The sequence below is a fragment of the Nocardia sp. NPDC059195 genome (assembly GCF_042754695.1).
Taxonomy (GTDB): Bacteria; Actinomycetota; Actinomycetes; order Mycobacteriales; family Mycobacteriaceae; genus Nocardia.
On sequence record NZ_JBHZBG010000014.1, the window covers coordinates 19870 to 34845 of the forward strand.

At 67.3% G+C, this 14976-nt stretch carries 15 protein-coding genes; 9 read left to right on the plus strand and 6 right to left on the minus strand.

Annotation, left to right across the window (positions count from 1 at the left end; translation table 11 throughout):
- Positions 1-43 precede the first annotated feature (43 nt).
- The gene (purS, locus tag ACFXKN_RS19165; protein WP_218718741.1) at positions 44-280 is read left to right on the plus strand and encodes a phosphoribosylformylglycinamidine synthase subunit PurS; all 237 of its coding nucleotides are present in this window, start codon (positions 44-46) and stop codon (positions 278-280) included.
- Entirely contained in the window at positions 277-954 is a 678-nt protein-coding gene (purQ, locus tag ACFXKN_RS19170; RefSeq protein WP_378967037.1) for a phosphoribosylformylglycinamidine synthase subunit PurQ, read from the plus strand. Before purS ends, purQ begins: the two co-directional genes overlap by 4 nt.
- A gap of 460 nt (positions 955-1414) precedes the next feature.
- On the opposite strand, the gene ACFXKN_RS19175 is transcribed toward purQ, so the two are convergent.
- Entirely contained in the window at positions 1415-2491 is a 1077-nt protein-coding gene (locus ACFXKN_RS19175; protein ID WP_379433508.1) for a substrate-binding domain-containing protein, read from the minus strand.
- A gap of 116 nt (positions 2492-2607) precedes the next feature.
- Between ACFXKN_RS19175 and ACFXKN_RS19180 the strand changes: the two genes are divergently transcribed.
- Positions 2608-3045 (plus strand): MarR family winged helix-turn-helix transcriptional regulator, encoded by a 438-nt coding sequence (locus tag ACFXKN_RS19180; RefSeq protein ID WP_378914051.1) that lies wholly within the window; start codon positions 2608-2610, stop codon positions 3043-3045.
- 62 nt (positions 3046-3107) lie between these two features.
- On the plus strand, positions 3108-4400 hold the full coding sequence (locus tag ACFXKN_RS19185) for a M18 family aminopeptidase (RefSeq protein ID WP_378967049.1): 1293 nt from the start codon (positions 3108-3110) through the stop codon (positions 4398-4400).
- A 76-nt stretch (positions 4401-4476) separates the two neighbouring features.
- On the opposite strand, the gene ACFXKN_RS19190 is transcribed toward ACFXKN_RS19185, so the two are convergent.
- The gene (locus ACFXKN_RS19190) at positions 4477-5772 is read right to left on the minus strand and encodes a glycosyltransferase 87 family protein (protein ID WP_379433509.1); all 1296 of its coding nucleotides are present in this window, start codon (positions 5770-5772) and stop codon (positions 4477-4479) included.
- Between the two features lie 163 nt (positions 5773-5935).
- Here ACFXKN_RS19190 and purL point away from each other — a divergent pair, with 163 nt between their 5' ends.
- Together purL and ACFXKN_RS19200 are read left to right on the plus strand one after the other, a co-directional pair.
- On the plus strand, positions 5936-8230 hold the full coding sequence (gene purL / locus ACFXKN_RS19195; RefSeq protein ID WP_378967071.1) for a phosphoribosylformylglycinamidine synthase subunit PurL: 2295 nt from the start codon (positions 5936-5938) through the stop codon (positions 8228-8230).
- A gap of 22 nt (positions 8231-8252) precedes the next feature.
- The gene (locus ACFXKN_RS19200) at positions 8253-10037 is read left to right on the plus strand and encodes an alpha/beta hydrolase (protein ID WP_379433510.1); all 1785 of its coding nucleotides are present in this window, start codon (positions 8253-8255) and stop codon (positions 10035-10037) included.
- Positions 10038-10085: 48 nt separating this feature from the next.
- Here the strand turns inward: ACFXKN_RS19200 and ACFXKN_RS19205 are convergent, their stop codons facing one another.
- Positions 10086-10373: a YiaA/YiaB family inner membrane protein gene (locus ACFXKN_RS19205; protein ID WP_056818759.1), complete on the minus strand. Its 288-nt coding sequence runs from the start codon at positions 10371-10373 to the stop codon at positions 10086-10088.
- A gap of 156 nt (positions 10374-10529) precedes the next feature.
- Here ACFXKN_RS19205 and ACFXKN_RS19210 point away from each other — a divergent pair, with 156 nt between their 5' ends.
- On the plus strand, positions 10530-12233 hold the full coding sequence (locus ACFXKN_RS19210) for an alpha/beta hydrolase (RefSeq protein ID WP_379433559.1): 1704 nt from the start codon (positions 10530-10532) through the stop codon (positions 12231-12233).
- Complete coding sequence (locus ACFXKN_RS19215; RefSeq protein ID WP_379433511.1) at positions 12230-12853, plus strand: CPBP family intramembrane glutamic endopeptidase; 624 nt, start codon at positions 12230-12232, stop codon at positions 12851-12853. Before ACFXKN_RS19210 ends, ACFXKN_RS19215 begins: the two co-directional genes overlap by 4 nt.
- A gap of 1 nt (position 12854) precedes the next feature.
- Here ACFXKN_RS19215 and ACFXKN_RS19220 read toward each other — a convergent pair whose 3' ends face one another.
- The 3 genes from ACFXKN_RS19220 to ACFXKN_RS19230 all read right to left on the minus strand — a co-directional run bounded on the left by ACFXKN_RS19220 (position 12855) and on the right by ACFXKN_RS19230 (position 14503).
- Positions 12855-13721 (minus strand): alpha/beta fold hydrolase, encoded by an 867-nt coding sequence (locus ACFXKN_RS19220; protein ID WP_378967101.1) that lies wholly within the window; start codon positions 13719-13721, stop codon positions 12855-12857.
- A 71-nt stretch (positions 13722-13792) separates the two neighbouring features.
- Complete coding sequence (locus tag ACFXKN_RS19225; protein ID WP_379433512.1) at positions 13793-14293, minus strand: hypothetical protein; 501 nt, start codon at positions 14291-14293, stop codon at positions 13793-13795.
- Between the two features lie 6 nt (positions 14294-14299).
- A complete protein-coding gene (locus tag ACFXKN_RS19230) occupies positions 14300-14503 on the minus strand; it encodes a hypothetical protein (protein ID WP_378913900.1) in 204 nt (67 codons plus the stop codon).
- Positions 14504-14546: 43 nt separating this feature from the next.
- Between ACFXKN_RS19230 and ACFXKN_RS19235 the strand changes: the two genes are divergently transcribed.
- Positions 14547-14957: a sterol carrier family protein gene (locus ACFXKN_RS19235; RefSeq protein ID WP_379433513.1), complete on the plus strand. Its 411-nt coding sequence runs from the start codon at positions 14547-14549 to the stop codon at positions 14955-14957.
- The last annotated feature ends 19 nt before the right edge of the window (positions 14958-14976 follow it).

Below are 14976 nucleotides of genomic sequence, written 5' to 3' on the forward strand. Positions count from 1 at the left end.
TAAGATTTCCGAGGTAACCCACACACCACTTGAGGAGCAACGCGTGGCACGAGTCGTGGTCGAGGTCATGCCGAAGGCCGAGATTCTGGACCCCCAGGGACAGGCCGTGGTCGGCGCGCTCCCGCGTCTGGGATTCGCCGGAATCTCGGATGTGCGGCAGGGCAAGCGATTCGAGCTCGAGGTGGACGACAGTGTGTCGGACGCTGAGCTCGAGCAGATCGCCGAGGCGCTGCTGGCGAACACGGTGATCGAGGACTGGAAGGTCGTTCGGGTCTCGTGAGCGCGCGCATTGGCGTAATTACTTTTCCGGGGACGCTTGATGATGTCGACGCCGCTCGGGCGGTTCGGCTGGCCGGCGCCGAGGCTGTGAGCCTGTGGCATGCCGATGCCGATATCAAGGGTGTCGACGCCGTCATCGTGCCCGGTGGGTTCTCCTACGGGGATTACCTGCGGTGTGGGGCGATCGCGCGGTTCGCGCCGGTGATGGGCGAGGTTATTCGCGCCGCCGGGCAGGGTCTGCCGGTACTCGGTATCTGCAATGGATTCCAGGTTTTGTGTGAGGCCGGGCTGCTGCCGGGCGCGCTGACCCGTAATGAGGGACTGCATTTCATCTGCCGCGACGAGTGGTTGAAGGTCGAGGCGACCGATACCGCGTGGAGTTCGCGGTATGAGTCGGGTGCGCAGATTCTTGTTCCGCTGAAGTCGGGCGAGGGGCGTTTCCAGGCTTCGGAGAAGGTGCTCGACGAGCTCGAAGGCGAAGGCCGCGTGGTATTCCGGTACGCGGGTGACAACCCGAACGGGTCGCAGCGCGGGATTGCCGGGATTTCTTCGGCTAACGGGCGGGTTGTGGGTTTGATGCCGCATCCTGAGCACGCGACCGAGGCATTGACCGGGCCCAGCGATGACGGGTTGGGGATGTTCTTTTCGGTGATCGATAGTTTTGTGGGGGCCTGAGAACTGGGTTTGGTAGTCCCAGGTCGGTTGTGTGGCATAGCCGCAGGGGTAGCAGTAGTCCCGGGACGGTTGTGTGGCATAGCCGCAGGGGTAGCAGTAGTCCCGGGACGGTTGTGTGGCAAAGCCACGGGGGTTTGGTAGTCCCAGGCAGGTTTGACGCTGTGTTTATTGGCGCGCTGGCGCGCGCGTGTCCGCGGCCCCAAGGGGCCGCCGATCAGGGCTCGAGACTAACGCCTTCGGCGTAGCGCTTTCGAGCCCTGATCGGCGACCCGGCCGCGGACCGGCCACTTCGTGGCCGCCGCTCCCCAGGGGTCGCGGGTGCGGGGTTGGGAGTGCGGTCATGGCGGTTTTGGGGTGTGCGGTGTGGCTGGGAGTGCGGTAGGGCAGGGTCTTGGGGTGTGCGGTGGGGCTGGGAGTGCGGTAGGGCAGGGTCTTGGGGTGCAGGGTGGTTGGGGTGGGGTTAGTGGAGGGTGTCGATGATGTCGAAGTCGACGCCGTTTGCCATTGCTAGGTGGGCGGGGCCTACTGCTTGGTTGCCCAGAAAGCCTCGGCGGGTGGCTGGGCCGTCCAGGACCAGGCCGGTTTCCGCGGCGGCGATGATGGTTTTCACGTCGAGGGTGCCGGTTGTTTCGGCCAGGGTGTTCAGCAGGTGGATCGCCTCGTAGGTGGAATTGCTGAAAGTGGTCAGCGCCGGGGCGAATTGGCCTTGGTGCCGGTGGTAGCGGGCGCGGCGGGATCGGCCCTCGGTGGTGTTGTTGTCGATGAAGAAGCTCGAGGCCACGTAGAGGTTGGTGTTCGCCGACGGGCCCGCGCTGAGCAGGACGTTCTCGTCGACCGCCGGGCTGAGGCGGGGCATGACGGTGGGTAGGCCCGTGGCGGAGAACTGGCGATTGAAACGGGCGGTGTCGGCGCCGACCATCAGGATCAGGACCGCGTCGGCCAGCAGGAGTGCCGGGTTCTCCAGGAAATCGCCGAAATCGGTGGTGCCGAGGGGGACGTAGTGCTCGACGATGATGTCGTAGGGGTTGGGCAGGGATCGGCGCAGGGCCAGGGCTGTTCGGCGGGGCCAGATGTAGTCGTTGCCGATGACCGCCCAGCGGCGCACCCCTAGTTCGCGGGCCATCCAGGCGGCCGCGGGGACGGTTTGGTGGTCGGGATGTTCGCCTACCAGCAGCACACCGGGGCGTTCGTCGGGCAAGCCCTCGTGGTCGGTGGCGTAGAGGTAGGGGACGCGGGCGTCTACGGCTTCGGCAACTGCTCGGCGCACCGCCGAGGTATGCCAACCGGTGATCGCGCCGACCATTCCAGTGGCAAGGAAGGCCGCTACTTCGTCGGCGACTTCGGTTGGTTCGCGGCCGCCGTCGATGGTCGTGAGATGGATTTCGCGGCCGAGAATTCCTGTGCTGCTATTGATTTCGTCGACGGCCAGGGAAATGGCGGCGGTACACGACGGCGCGATGATGCCACCGGGGCCCTGCGTGGGGACGATCGAGAGAATCTCGATCGTTTCATCCCGGCTCTGACCAAACGAAGGCACTCTGTACTCTACCGCCTGGTACGAACTGGATCGGGCTCTGACCGAACATCCCGCACTCTGTACTCTATCGCCTAGTGCGAACAGGATTGTTCGAATGACTATTTCGGCAGGTGGGAATGCAATCGGTGGCCATCATAAGTGGGTATTCCACGCTGCACGGCGCCTTGCGCTCCGCGGAGCGCAATTGGGTAGGTCGGCTCGAATCGGCGCTGTCGGCTGACAACCTCACGGCCGACCATTGGGCGATCCTGTCCCAGTTGTCCACCGACGACGGGATGACGATGTCGGAACTGGCCGCGCAGGCTCGGCTGGCTCCGTCCTCGGCCACCCGGCACGCGGACAACCTGGCCGAACGCGGGCTGATCTTCCGGGTCGCCGCCACCGACGATCGGCGCCGGATCCTGATCGGGTTGAGCAGCCTGGGGGCCAAACTGGCCGCCAGGATCCGCGCGCAGGAGAAGCTCGCGGAGGAAGAGTTACGGTCGCGCCTCGGGATTCGCCGCTACGGCGAACTGCTGGCCGCGCTCGCGGTGATCGCCGAACGCGACGACTGATCCGGGCACCGGACTTTCCGGGGCGGGGTGCCCGGGCGCGGTGTCGTGCCTAGGATCGCAGGATGCCGGTTTCCTTGACAGCGGCCACGGCCAGCGGATTGTGTGCCTTCATCGATGCGTCACCCTCGCCTTTCCATGTGTGCGCGACGGTGGCGGCCGAGCTGGACGGCAACGGGTTCACACCGTTGACCGAGGCGTCGGCGTGGGACGACGCGGGCGGGAAACACTATGTGGTGCGCGGTGGTTCGCTGATCGCGTGGGCTGATTACGACGCGGTACCCGCTGCCCCGTTCCGGGTGGTCGGCGCGCATACCGACAGCCCCAACCTGCGGGTGAAGCAGCATCCGGACCTGGCAGGCGCCGGTTGGCAGCTGGTCGGGCTCGAGCCGTACGGCGGGGCCTGGCTGAACTCCTGGCTGGACCGGGAGCTCGGGCTGTCGGGGCGGCTCAGTGTGCGCGAGGGTGCGCGGATGCGCGATGTGCTGGTGCGGATCGACGAGCCGATCCTGCGGGTGCCGCAGTTGGCCATTCATCTGTCCGAGGACCGGCGCGGGGTCACCCTCGACCCGCAACGGCACGTGAACGCCATCTGGGGGATCGGCGACGCACCCGCGTCGTTCCTCGACTTCGTCGCCGAGCGGGCCGGGGTCGACGGCGCCGACGTGCTCGGCTGGGAACTCATGACCCACGACCTCGCGTCGAGCACGATCGTCGGTCGCGATCTCGATCTGGTGAGCGCGCCGCGGCTCGACAACCAGGGCACCTGCTACGCCGGGTTGCAGGCGTTCCTCGCGGCCGCCGACGAGCCGGGGGCCGCGACAGCGGTGCTGGTGATGTTCGACCACGAGGAGGTCGGGAGCCAGTCCGATCGTGGGGCGCAATCGGATCTGCTGCCCGCGGTGCTCGAGCGGATCGTGCTGGCCCGCGGTGGTGGGCGCGCGGATTACCTTGCCGCGCTTGCCGGTTCGGTAGTCGCCTCCGGCGATATGGCGCACGCGACGCACCCGAACTACCCGGACCGGCACGAGCCCGCGCATCGCATCGAGGTCGGCGGTGGGCCGGTGCTCAAGGTGAATCAGAACCTGCGCTACGCCACCGACGCGGCAGGCGCTGGTGCGTTCGCGCTCGCGTGCGCGCAGGCGGAGGTGCCGCTGCAGCGCTACGTCCACCGCGCCGACCTGCCCTGCGGCTCGACCATCGGCCCGATGACCGCCGCCCGCACCGGCATGTCGACCGTCGACGTCGGCGCGCCCCAGTTGGCCATGCACTCCTGCCGCGAACTCATGGGCGCGGCCGACGTGCCCGCGTACGCCTCCGCCCTAGCCGCTTTCCTGACCCCCGAAGCGACGGACTGACCTGATCCGGGGTCCGGCCTGAGCAATGAGCTGGTCTGGACGGTGAAGGTCTAGCGACCAACCGTCCAGGCCGGGCTCAGGCTGTCGCGTGTTCTGGTGTGTCCGCGGGCTTTCGATCAGGGCGGTAGGTGATCACCGCGTAGACGATCACGGCGAACGTGGTCCACACATAACTGCTGCCGATGATCTGCTGCCACCAAGCCCAGGCGAGTTCCTTCTCGTTCGAATGTGGCAGGACCCACTGCGGGCCGACGATGAACATCAGCGTGAACAAGACGACAAGGGTGGTGAAGGCGCGGGAGCGGCGACGGATGGCCAGGCTCACGAAGACGACCAGCGCGGGCGCCACCCAGACCCAGTGATGCGACCACGACACCGGTGAGATCAACAACACCGCGGCCGCGTTCACCAGGAGCGCGCCGACATCGTTGCCCGCGCCGATCAGGCGGTACATCCACACCGAGGCCAGCGCGATCGTCAACGCCGACAGGCCGATCCACAGGCCCGTCGCCAGCGATTCGTCCATGCCGAGGCGGAACAGGGTGCCCTTGATCGACTGGTTGCCCGCGAAGTAGGGCGTGCCGATGCGGCCGGTGTCGAACACGGTGTGGAACCAGTATTCGACCGAGTCGTTGGGGAACAGCAGGAAGCCGATGCCGACCGCGCCCGCGGCCGACGCGACCATGGTGGCCGCGGCCTTCCAGTCCCGCCGGATCAGGAAATACAGCAGGTAGCCGGCCGGAATCAGCTTGATCGACACCGTGATACCGATCAGCATTCCGCGCGGCAAGAACGGCTTGCGCGCGAGAATGTCGATGGCGACCACGGCCATCAGGATCAGGTTGATCTGGCCGAAGTTGAAGGTCTGGCGGACCGGTTCGAGGTACTGGGCGAAGCCGAGCCCGGCGATCACCACGGTGAGTACCGCGATCCGGTCGAGCTCGGGGCGCACGCGAACCAGCACCAGCCACAGCACGATTCCCAGGCTCGCCAGCGAGGTCAGCAGCACCACGACCTCGGCCACCACCAGCGGCATCAAGGCCAGCGGCACGAAGAACATCGCGGCCAGCGGGGGATAGGTGAACGGCAGCCCGAGGCCGTACACCGGCGGCATCGGGCCGTACAGGTCGCCGCCGTCGAGCCACACGCGCGCACCGTTGCGGTAGACCTGCAGGTCGATGAACCCGTGCCACCAGTGTGCGAGCAGCGCGACGACCGCGGAGACCACGAACAATCCGATGGCGGCGGTCAGCCAGCGTCGTTGACGGTCCGGGTTGTCGGAATTCTGTTCCGAGGAGAGAGAGCTCGGTTCCGCACCTTGCGCGGGAACAGGCGGCTCGACCTGCTCGGTAACCCCCGGTCTTTCGTTCACGGCGCCAGAGTAACGGGTACTCCGATGCCCCAACCGCAAGTGTGACCAGACCGAATCCAGCCACCGTCCCAGCGTGAGGGCAGGACGGGCGGCAGGCGGTTACCCCGCAACCATTAGACTCTGCAGATCAAGTTCCCCCCGGCCGAAAGGACCCTGGTCTCCCGTGACACTGCAGGTCGACACCGTCGCTACCGCCGCAGCCACCCCGGATGCTCCGCAGCCGTACAAGGAACTCGGTCTCAAAGACGACGAGTACGCCCGCATCAAGGAGATTCTGGGCCGTCGGCCCACCGATGCCGAGCTGGCGATGTATTCGGTGATGTGGAGCGAGCACTGCTCCTACAAGTCCTCCAAGGTGCACCTTCGCTACTTCGGTGAGACCACCACCGACGAGATGAAGGCCTCCATGCTGGCCGGGATCGGCGAGAACGCCGGCGTGGTCGACATCGGCGACGGCTGGGCCGTCACCTTCAAGGTGGAAAGCCACAACCACCCGTCCTACGTGGAGCCCTACCAGGGCGCGGCCACCGGCGTCGGCGGCATCGTGCGCGACATCATGGCCATGGGCGCACGCCCGATCGCGGTGATGGACCAGCTGCGCTTCGGCGCGGCGGACGCCCCCGACACCCGTCGCGTGGTCGACGGTGTGGTGCGCGGCGTCGGCGGTTACGGCAACTCCCTCGGCCTGCCCAATGTCGGCGGCGAGACCGTGTTCGACGCCTCCTACCAGGGCAACCCCCTCGTGAACGCGCTGTGCGCGGGCGCGATGCGTGTGGAAGACCTGCACCTGGCCTTCGCCTCGGGCAACGGCAACCGGATCATCCTGTTCGGCGCGCGCACCGGCCTCGACGGCATCGGCGGCGTGTCCGTGCTCGCCTCGGATTCCTTCTCCGGTGACGAGTCCGGCACCGGCCGCAAGAAGCTGCCCGCCGTGCAGGTGGGCGACCCGTTCACCGAGAAGGTGCTCATCGAGTGCTGTCTCGACCTGTACGCGGCCGGGCTGGTCGTCGGCATCCAGGACCTCGGCGGCGCCGGTCTGTCCTGTGCCACGTCCGAACTCGCCGCGGCGGGCGACGGCGGCATGCACATCGACCTGACCAAGGTCCCGCTGCGCGCCAAGCACATGACCCCCGCGGAGATCCTGTCGAGCGAATCGCAGGAGCGCATGTGCGCGGTCGTCACGCCGGAGAACGTGGACGCGTTCATGGCCGTCTGCAAGAAGTGGGACGTGCTGGCCACCGACATCGGTGAGGTCACCGACGGCGACCACCTCGTCATCACCTGGCACGGCGAGACCGTGGTCGACGTGCCGCCACGCACCGTCGCCCACGAGGGCCCGGTGTACGAGCGCCCGGTGCAGCGTCCCGACACCCAGGACGCGCTGATCGCCGACACCACCGCCACCCTGACCCGGCCCAAGACCGGCGACGAGCTGCGCGAGACCTTGCTCACGATGATCGCCAGCCCGCAGCTGTGCAGCCGCAAGTGGATCACCGAGCAGTACGACCGCTACGTGCGCGGCAACACCGTGCTGGCCGAGCACGCCGACGCGGGCGTCGTCCGCATCGACGAGTCCTCCGGCCGTGGTATCGCCCTGGCCACCGACGCGTCGGGCCGCTACACCTTGCTCGACCCGTACACCGGCGCGCAGCTGGCGCTGGCCGAGGCGTTCCGCAATGTCGCCACCACCGGCGCCACCCCCAAGGCCGTCACCAACTGCCTGAACTTCGGTTCGCCGGAGGACCCGGGCGTGATGTGGCAGTTCCAGCAGGCCGTGCGCGGTCTCGCGGATGGTTGTGCGGCGCTGGGCATTCCGGTGACCGGCGGCAACGTGAGCTTCTACAACCAGACCGGCAAGGACGCCATCCTGCCCACCCCGGTGGTCGGCGTGCTCGGCGTGATCGACGATGTACACCGCCGCATCCCGACCGGCCTCGGCATCGAGCCGGGTGAGTCGCTGCTCCTGCTCGGCGACACCCACGACGAGCTGGACGGCTCGATCTGGTCGCAGGTCACCCACGATCACCTCGGTGGCGTGCCGCCGCGGGTCGACTTCGCCCGCGAGCAGCTGCTCTCGGAGGTGCTCACCTCGGGTTCGCGCGACGGCATGATCTCCGCCGCGCACGACCTGTCCGAGGGTGGTCTGGCACAGACCGTCATCGAGGCGGCGCTGGCAGGCGAAACCGGTTGCCGCATCGTGCTTCCCGAGGGTTCGGACCCGTTCGTGCAGCTGTTCTCCGAGTCGGCCGGGCGCGTGCTCGTCGCGGTGCCGCGTTCGGAGGAGACCCGTTTCGCCAAGATGTGCGACGCGCGGCAGTTGCCGTGGGTGCGCATCGGTGTGGTGGACCAGGGTTCGGATTCGGTCGAGGTGCAGGGGCAGTTCTCCGTGACACTCGCCGAATTGCGTGAGGCATTCGAGGGCACGCTGCCTAAGCTGTTCGGAGCCCATACCGCGTGAATTGATCGATGAGGAGTCGAGCTTGACTACAGCGGATACGAGCTCGACTCCTCAGCCGGTCACGCGCGACGACGACGCGCACAAGAACCTCTTCATCCGGGTAATTCACCTGGTGGAGAGGTTTTTTCATCCCAATTACACCGGCCTTGTCGTGGCCACGATGTTCTTCGGGCTGTCACTGACACCCTCGCTGCTGCCGCGTGACTGGTTCTTCCAGGGATTGGTCAGCGGAATCAACGCGACGATCGGCTACGGGCTCGGCTGCTTGCTGGCGTGGGCCTGGCGCAAGTGGGTCGCGCCGCGGATCACCTGGCCCGAGCGGGTGCGCACGGCGTGGGCTCGGCGGCCGAGCTGGCTGCTGGTAGCGCTGAAGATCGCGATCGTGGTGGCGTGCCTGATCTTCGCGGTGCTGATGAGCGTCCAGTCCTCGAAGTGGCAACGGCAGATCACCGACCTGATGGGGATGGAACCGGTGTCCGACGCCGGGTATCCGCGGACCGTGCTGGTCGGCGCGGTGGTGGTCGGTCTGCTGATCTGGATCTCGCGACTGGTGGTTCGGCTGGTGCGCACGGTGACCCGGGTGCTGAACCAGTGGGTGCGGATCCCGGCGGCGTTCGCCCGGCCGCTCGGGGTGCTCGTCGTGGTGGTGGCCGCGGTGCTGTTGTTCAACGGCGTGTTGGCGAAAGGCTTTTTCGCCGTGGCCAATTCGGCGTTCAGCGCGCGCAACAGCCACACCTCGGAGAACGCGGTCCAGCCGACGCTGCCCGAACGATCCGGTAGCCCTGAGTCTTTGGCCAAGTGGGAGACATTGGGTTCGGAGGGGCGGTGGTTCGTGGCCAACGCGCCGACCGCCCTCGCTATCGGTCAGGTAACCGGAAAGCCCGCACGCGAACCGATTCGGGTCTACGCGGGGCTGGAATCCGCCGATGGCGTCGAGGCGCAGACCGACGTGGCCCTCGCCGAACTTGAGCGCACCAAGGCCTTCGAACGCGAGGCGCTCGTGGTGATCAGCACCACCGGCACCGGCTGGGTCGATACGACCAGCGCCGTGGCGGTCGAATTGATGTACGGCGGCGACACCGCGCTGGTGGCGACGCAGTACTCGTATCTGCCCAGCGCGCTGTCGTTCCTGTCCGACCGGGACAAGTCGATGACCATGGGGCGCACGCTGTTCGACAAGGTGTACGACCGCTGGTCGGCGCTGCCCGAGGAAACCAGGCCCAAGCTGCTGGTCTACGGCGAGAGCCTCGGTTCGCAGGGGTCGGAGGGCGCGTTCTCCGGGCTGGCCGATATCCGCAACCGCGCCGACGGCGTGCTGTGGGTGGGGCCGCCCAATTCCAACCGGCTGTGGTCGGAATTCGTGACCAGACGAGACCCCGGCACCGACGAGATCGCCCCGATCTACGCCGACGGGATGTCGGTGCGGTTCGCCGCGAACGCCGATCGGCTCGCGCAGCCGACGCCGACCTGGAACGACCCGCGCATCGTCTATCTGCAACACGCTTCCGATCCGGTGGTGTGGTGGTCGCCGGATCTGCTGTTCAGTCAGCCGGATTGGTTGCGGGAGAAGCGCGGACCCGATGTGTCACCGGCGATGTCGTGGTATCCGATCGTCACCTTCTGGCAGGTGGCCGCGGATCTGCCACGCGCGCAGACGGTTTCGGACGGACACGGTCACAACTACGGCAATATCGTGCCCGAAGCCTGGGCGGCGGTAGCCCAACCACCGGATTACACACCGGAATTGGCGGCCCGGATCGAGACGTTCGTCGCCGAGGCCGCTGCCACCGAACGGCAGTTGAAGTGACGAACCGGGGCAGCGCCGAACCCCTCGATCGGAGCTGCCCCGGTCTTCTCACGACACCGATTTGAACGGATTGTGTTCGGCGATCAGCTGTTCCAGCCGTGCCTCATCGATCCGGCCGATCAGTGACTGGGTCTCCTGCTGGTCGCGCACGACCTTGGCGAGGGTGAAGCAGCTGGTCACCAGGAACAGGCCCGACATCGCCAGGAACGCGCGCTGCCAGCCGTCCAGCGGCAGGTAGGCGATTCCGGCGCCGGTCCCGAACAGGCTGACAGCGAACGCGATCGCGGCCTGGGCCATGTAGGCCGAGGTGTTCTTCGGCTTGGTGTTTGTGCTCATGGTTCTCAGTGTGCTGATCTGGCGCTTCGCGATCGCGCGTACAACTACTCGAGTGCGGTACGTAGTTTGTGAGCGGCTCCGCAGTCACAAATCCGGTTGATTGTCGGTACCGGCCGCCATACTGGGGCGGTGACCGAGCGCGCTTCGACTTCTACGATGCTGCGTGCGCGCGGCGGCGTCCTCGCGCGTCGCGTTGAGGACATCGTCGATCTGAATTATGTCGGATTGGTGCTGGCGACGCTGTTTTTCGGGCTGTCGGTGACGCCCTCGCTGGTGCCGCGTGACTGGCTGTTCCAGGGGCTGATCAGTGGGATCAACGCGGCGATCGGGTACGGGCTCGGGTGTGTGCTCGAGTGGGTGTTCCGGCGGTGGGTGCGGGCTCGGCTGCCGATTCCCAGCCCGTCGGATCGGCTGCGGTATGCCATCAAAGCGACCGTGTTGGTTGGGTGTGCGCTGGTCGCGGCGGTGATGCTGGTGCAGTCGGCGCGGTGGCAGCGCGAGATCACCTCGCTGATGGGGATGGCGGGGACCACCACGCCCGCGTATCTGCGCACCGGCCTGCTCAGCTTGGCTGTCGGGGTGGCTGTGGTGGCCGCGTATCGGACGGTGCGGGTCATGGTGCTCGGGCTGGCTCGTCAGCTCAATCGGTGGGTGCGGGTGCCGCGCGAAGTGGCCCCGGCGGCCGGGTTGCTGGTGCTGGTTGTGCTCACGGTGACGATCTTCAACGGCGTCGCCTCGCAGGCGTTCTTCGCGGTGGCCAACTCGGCGTTCAGCGTGCGCAACGATCGGACCACGCCGTACGCGGTGCAGCCCATCGCGCCGGAGCGTTCGGGGAGCCCCGGGTCGCTCGCGCCGTGGCAGACATTGGGGTTCGAGGGGCGGTGGTTCGTTTCCAACGGACCGAGTGCCGCCGCGATCACCGAGGTGACGGGAAAGACCGCGCGCGAACCTATTCGGGCGTACGTGGGGTTGGAGTCGGTGACTCGGGACCAGACCGCGGCGCAGCTGGCGGTCGCTGAACTCGAACGGACGAAGGCCTTCGAACGTGCGGCGATGGTGGTGGTCACGACTACCGGGACCGGCTGGGTCAACGGCATGGCGGCGGGGGCTGTGGAGTATCTCTACGGCGGTGATACGGCGATCGTGGCGACCCAGTTCTCCTATCTGCCCAGCGTGCTCTCGTTCCTGTCGGACCGGGAGAAAGCGGCCGCGGCCAGCCGGGAGCTGTTCGACGCGGTGTACGAGCGGTGGTCGGCCCAGCCGGAAGGGCATCGGCCGAAGTTGTTCGTCTATGGGGAGAGTCTGGGTTCGCAGGGGTCGGAGGAGGCGTTCGACGGGCTGGCCGATCTGCGTGAGGAGGTCGATGGTGCGTTGTGGGTCGGACCGCCGAATTCGAATCGGTTGTGGAGCCAGTTCGTCGATCGCCGCGATCCGGGGTCGCCCGAGGTGGCGCCGGTGTACGCGGACGGGCTTGTTGTTCGATTCGCCGATGACGCAGCAGATTTCGATGGTTCGGAGCCGTGGCGTGCACCTCGCATCGCCTATCTGCAACACCCCTCCGACCCGATCGTGTGGTGGTCGGCCGATCTGATCTTCACACGGCCTGATTGGTTGAGCGAGCCACGTGGTTCCGATGTGTCCACTCAGATGCGGTGGGCGCCGTTCGTGACGTTCTGGCAGGTCACGGCCGATCTCACCAACGCGCAGGGGGTCGTCGACGGGCACGGGCATCGGTACGGGAGTTTGGTGCTGGACGGGTGGTTGGCCGTCGTCGCGCCTACCGGCGTCAGTGGTGATGTTGTCGAAAGTATCCGTGCCGCACTGGAATCGGCGGAGACCTACGAGCGGGAGGTGAAGTGAGAAGACTTGAAAGGGTCGCGGCGCTGATCCTTCCGCCGCTGTGGAGCAACCGGGTCCTGCCTGCCCTCGATCTCCCACTGCGCGGCCGCACCGCGGCGAATGTCGCCTTCGCGACGGGATACACAAAGCTCTTCCGGGGCAACCCGAACTGGTTGTCGCCCAGTGGGTTCCGATGGGGACTGAGCAGTGCGGCCGTAGTGCTCACCGGCTATGCCGTCGCCCTGGCGATCCCTTCGCTCCGACGCCTCCCACTCGAAATCGCCGTCCGCGCACCGGAAACCTCAACCCTGGAATGGATTGCCCTGCACATCCCCGTAGGCACCGTCCTGGCCGAAGAAGCGATCTTCCGGGGCACCCTCGACCCCGTGCTCGCCGACAGTGTCGGCGCCCCGGTGATCGGTGCCATCGACTTCGGGCTGTGGCACATCCAACCGGCAAGAGCCGCAGGCGATCCGGTACTCCCGACGATCCTGGCCACCACCCTCGCCGGGCTCGTCTTCACCGAACTCCGTCGGCGGTCGGGCAGTGCGACCGCACCCGCGCTCCTGCATCTGGCGATCAATGCCGGGGGAGCGCTCGCGCCGACCGCTGCCCGGTGGGTCGATGGGCTGGGGCGCTAGCTCAGGCCGTGGCGACGAAACCGGCGACGGCCTCGGTGAAGGCGTCGTTGTCGTCGCCCGCGGCGGTGTGGGCCGCCGCGCTGATCTCGGCCAGGCGGGCGTGCGGTGCGAGGGCGAGAAATGCCGCGGCGCCCTCGTCGCTGACGACATCGGACTTGCCGCCGCGGATCAGCAGAACCGGGATGGTCAGCGCCTCGGCGGCGGCTTCCATCTCGACGATGCGGGCGTCCGGGTCGTCGTTGACATCGCTGATCAGGTCGGGGTCCCAGTGCCAGTACCAGCGGCCGTCACGCTGACGCAGGCTGCGCAGCAGGCCGTCGGAATTGTCGGGGCGCGGGCGGTGCGGCAGGTAGGCGGCGACCGCGTCGGCCACCTGGTCGAGGGTGTCGAAGCCGTCGCGGTGTCTGCCGAGGAAGTCCATCACGCGCGCCACCCCCGCGGATTCCGAGCGGGGCACGATGTCGACCAGGACGAGCGCACGGATCGCGCTGCCACCCGGCTTCGCCGTGGCGAGCAGCCCGGTGATCCCGCCCATGCTCGCCCCGACGACCACCGCGCCCGCCTCCCGCGTCGCACCGAGCTGCTCGAGCACGGTGTGCAGGTCGGCGACCATCACATCCCGGGAGTAATCCGCCGTCGGCGACCAATCACTGTCACCGTGCCCGCGCGCGTCGACGGTGACAACGCGCATCCCCGCCGCCGCGAGCGCCCGCCCGGTCCGCTTCCACGAATACCGGTTCTGACCACCACCGTGCAGCATCACGACCAACGGGCCGTCCTCGGCACCGAAGCTGTCGGCGACCAGGGTGAGCCCGTCGGCAGCGCGCAATCGCAGCGTTGTCGGCTCTAGGGGACCGGTGACACTCATAGGACGAATGTACGACGCGCCCCACCCACCCTCGCCGTCGGGCGATAGATCGGTGGTCGGAGCCCCGTGGTTCAGCTGTCGGACCTGGTCCAGGTCAGGTACTCGGCGTCGCGGGACGGCGTGCCGTTCCACGGGTGCGCCAGGAAGTCCTCGTCGCGCACTTCGGTGCGACCCGGGAGGTGGGCGCAGACGCAGGCGATGGTCAATGTGGCTGTGCGGGAGCCGAGTTCGTCGGCCTTGAGGTCGTGGGCCAGGTCGGTGGCGACCGGGAGGAGGTCGTTCATCGTTGCGGTACCCGGCAGGCAGAGGTCGAGGTACAAGTCGACCGCGCCCGGTCGATCGGGCGACACGGCTGATCTTCCCGCGGCTATGCGGACATCCGGTGGGAGGCGGGTGCGCTGCATGAATTTCGAGAGGTCGAATCCGGCGATCGTTTGTGGGCCGGTCACGAATTTGCCCTGACACGCCAGAACGGTCTGTGGCGGTTCAGGCGGGGTGGTGTCGTCGGGTGTCTGGCAGGCGGCGATCAGGGTCGCCACGGGGATCGAGATCAAAGCTGTCGCACGTCTCATCGGGAATCACGCTAGCGCGTAAATGAGTTCGACGGTGGAGGCTGCGACATCGGCGACTGTGCAGATGTAGTCGGTTGCCTCTTTGGCGATGTCGGCGTGGCGCCGCGCTTGGGTGAGGCCTTCGATGTTGCCGTTGAGGCCGTCGAGTTGGGGGATTCGGATCATCCACCAGCGGTCGTCTCGGAAGACTTCGAGGTGGTAGGCGGTCATGGTTGTCCTCTGTGTGTCGGTTGCGCTAGGTAGCGTCTGGGGAATGGCGCGACAGAAGGTTGATCCCGCGGAGGTGCGGGCGGCTGTGTTGGGTGTGGGGGAGTGGTTGCGGGATCCGGGGTTGCCGGTGCCGGGGCGGCGGGAGTTGGGGGCGGCGGTGAAGGGGACGGTGCGGGCGTTGGCGGGGAGTGCGCCGGGGCATTCGGTGGAGGTTCGGGTGCCGCCGTTCGTGGCGGTGCAATGTATCGAGGGGCCTCGGCATACTCGGGGGAATCCGCCGAATGTGGTGGAGACCGATGCTCGGACCTGGTTGTTGCTGGCTACCGGGCTGCTCGGATTCGACGACGCGGTGCAGGCGGGGATGGTGAGCGCGTCGGGGACCAGAGCGGGGGAGATCGCGGGGTGGCTGCCGATTGTGCCGCTGCCAACGCGGACCGACCCGGCCGCCGGGTAGCGGCAACCGGGTCGCCGGG

Excerpts from the sequence above, each read along its gene's own strand:
- ACFXKN_RS19180 (WP_378914051.1), top strand. The coding sequence starts at position 2,608 with ATGCAATCGGTGGCCATCATAAGTGGGTATTCCACGCTGCACGGCGCC.
- ACFXKN_RS19220 (WP_378967101.1), bottom strand. The coding sequence starts at position 13,721 with ATGAGTGTCACCGGTCCCCTAGAGCCGACAACGCTGCGATTGCGCGCT.
- ACFXKN_RS19210 (WP_379433559.1), top strand. The coding sequence starts at position 10,530 with ATGCTGCGTGCGCGCGGCGGCGTCCTCGCGCGTCGCGTTGAGGACATC.
- ACFXKN_RS19185 (WP_378967049.1), top strand. The coding sequence starts at position 3,108 with ATGCCGGTTTCCTTGACAGCGGCCACGGCCAGCGGATTGTGTGCCTTC.
- ACFXKN_RS19225 (WP_379433512.1), bottom strand. The coding sequence starts at position 14,293 with ATGAGACGTGCGACAGCTTTGATCTCGATCCCCGTGGCGACCCTGATC.
- ACFXKN_RS19235 (WP_379433513.1), top strand. The coding sequence starts at position 14,547 with ATGGCGCGACAGAAGGTTGATCCCGCGGAGGTGCGGGCGGCTGTGTTG.
- ACFXKN_RS19205 (WP_056818759.1), bottom strand. The coding sequence starts at position 10,373 with ATGAGCACAAACACCAAGCCGAAGAACACCTCGGCCTACATGGCCCAG.
- ACFXKN_RS19230 (WP_378913900.1), bottom strand. The coding sequence starts at position 14,503 with ATGACCGCCTACCACCTCGAAGTCTTCCGAGACGACCGCTGGTGGATG.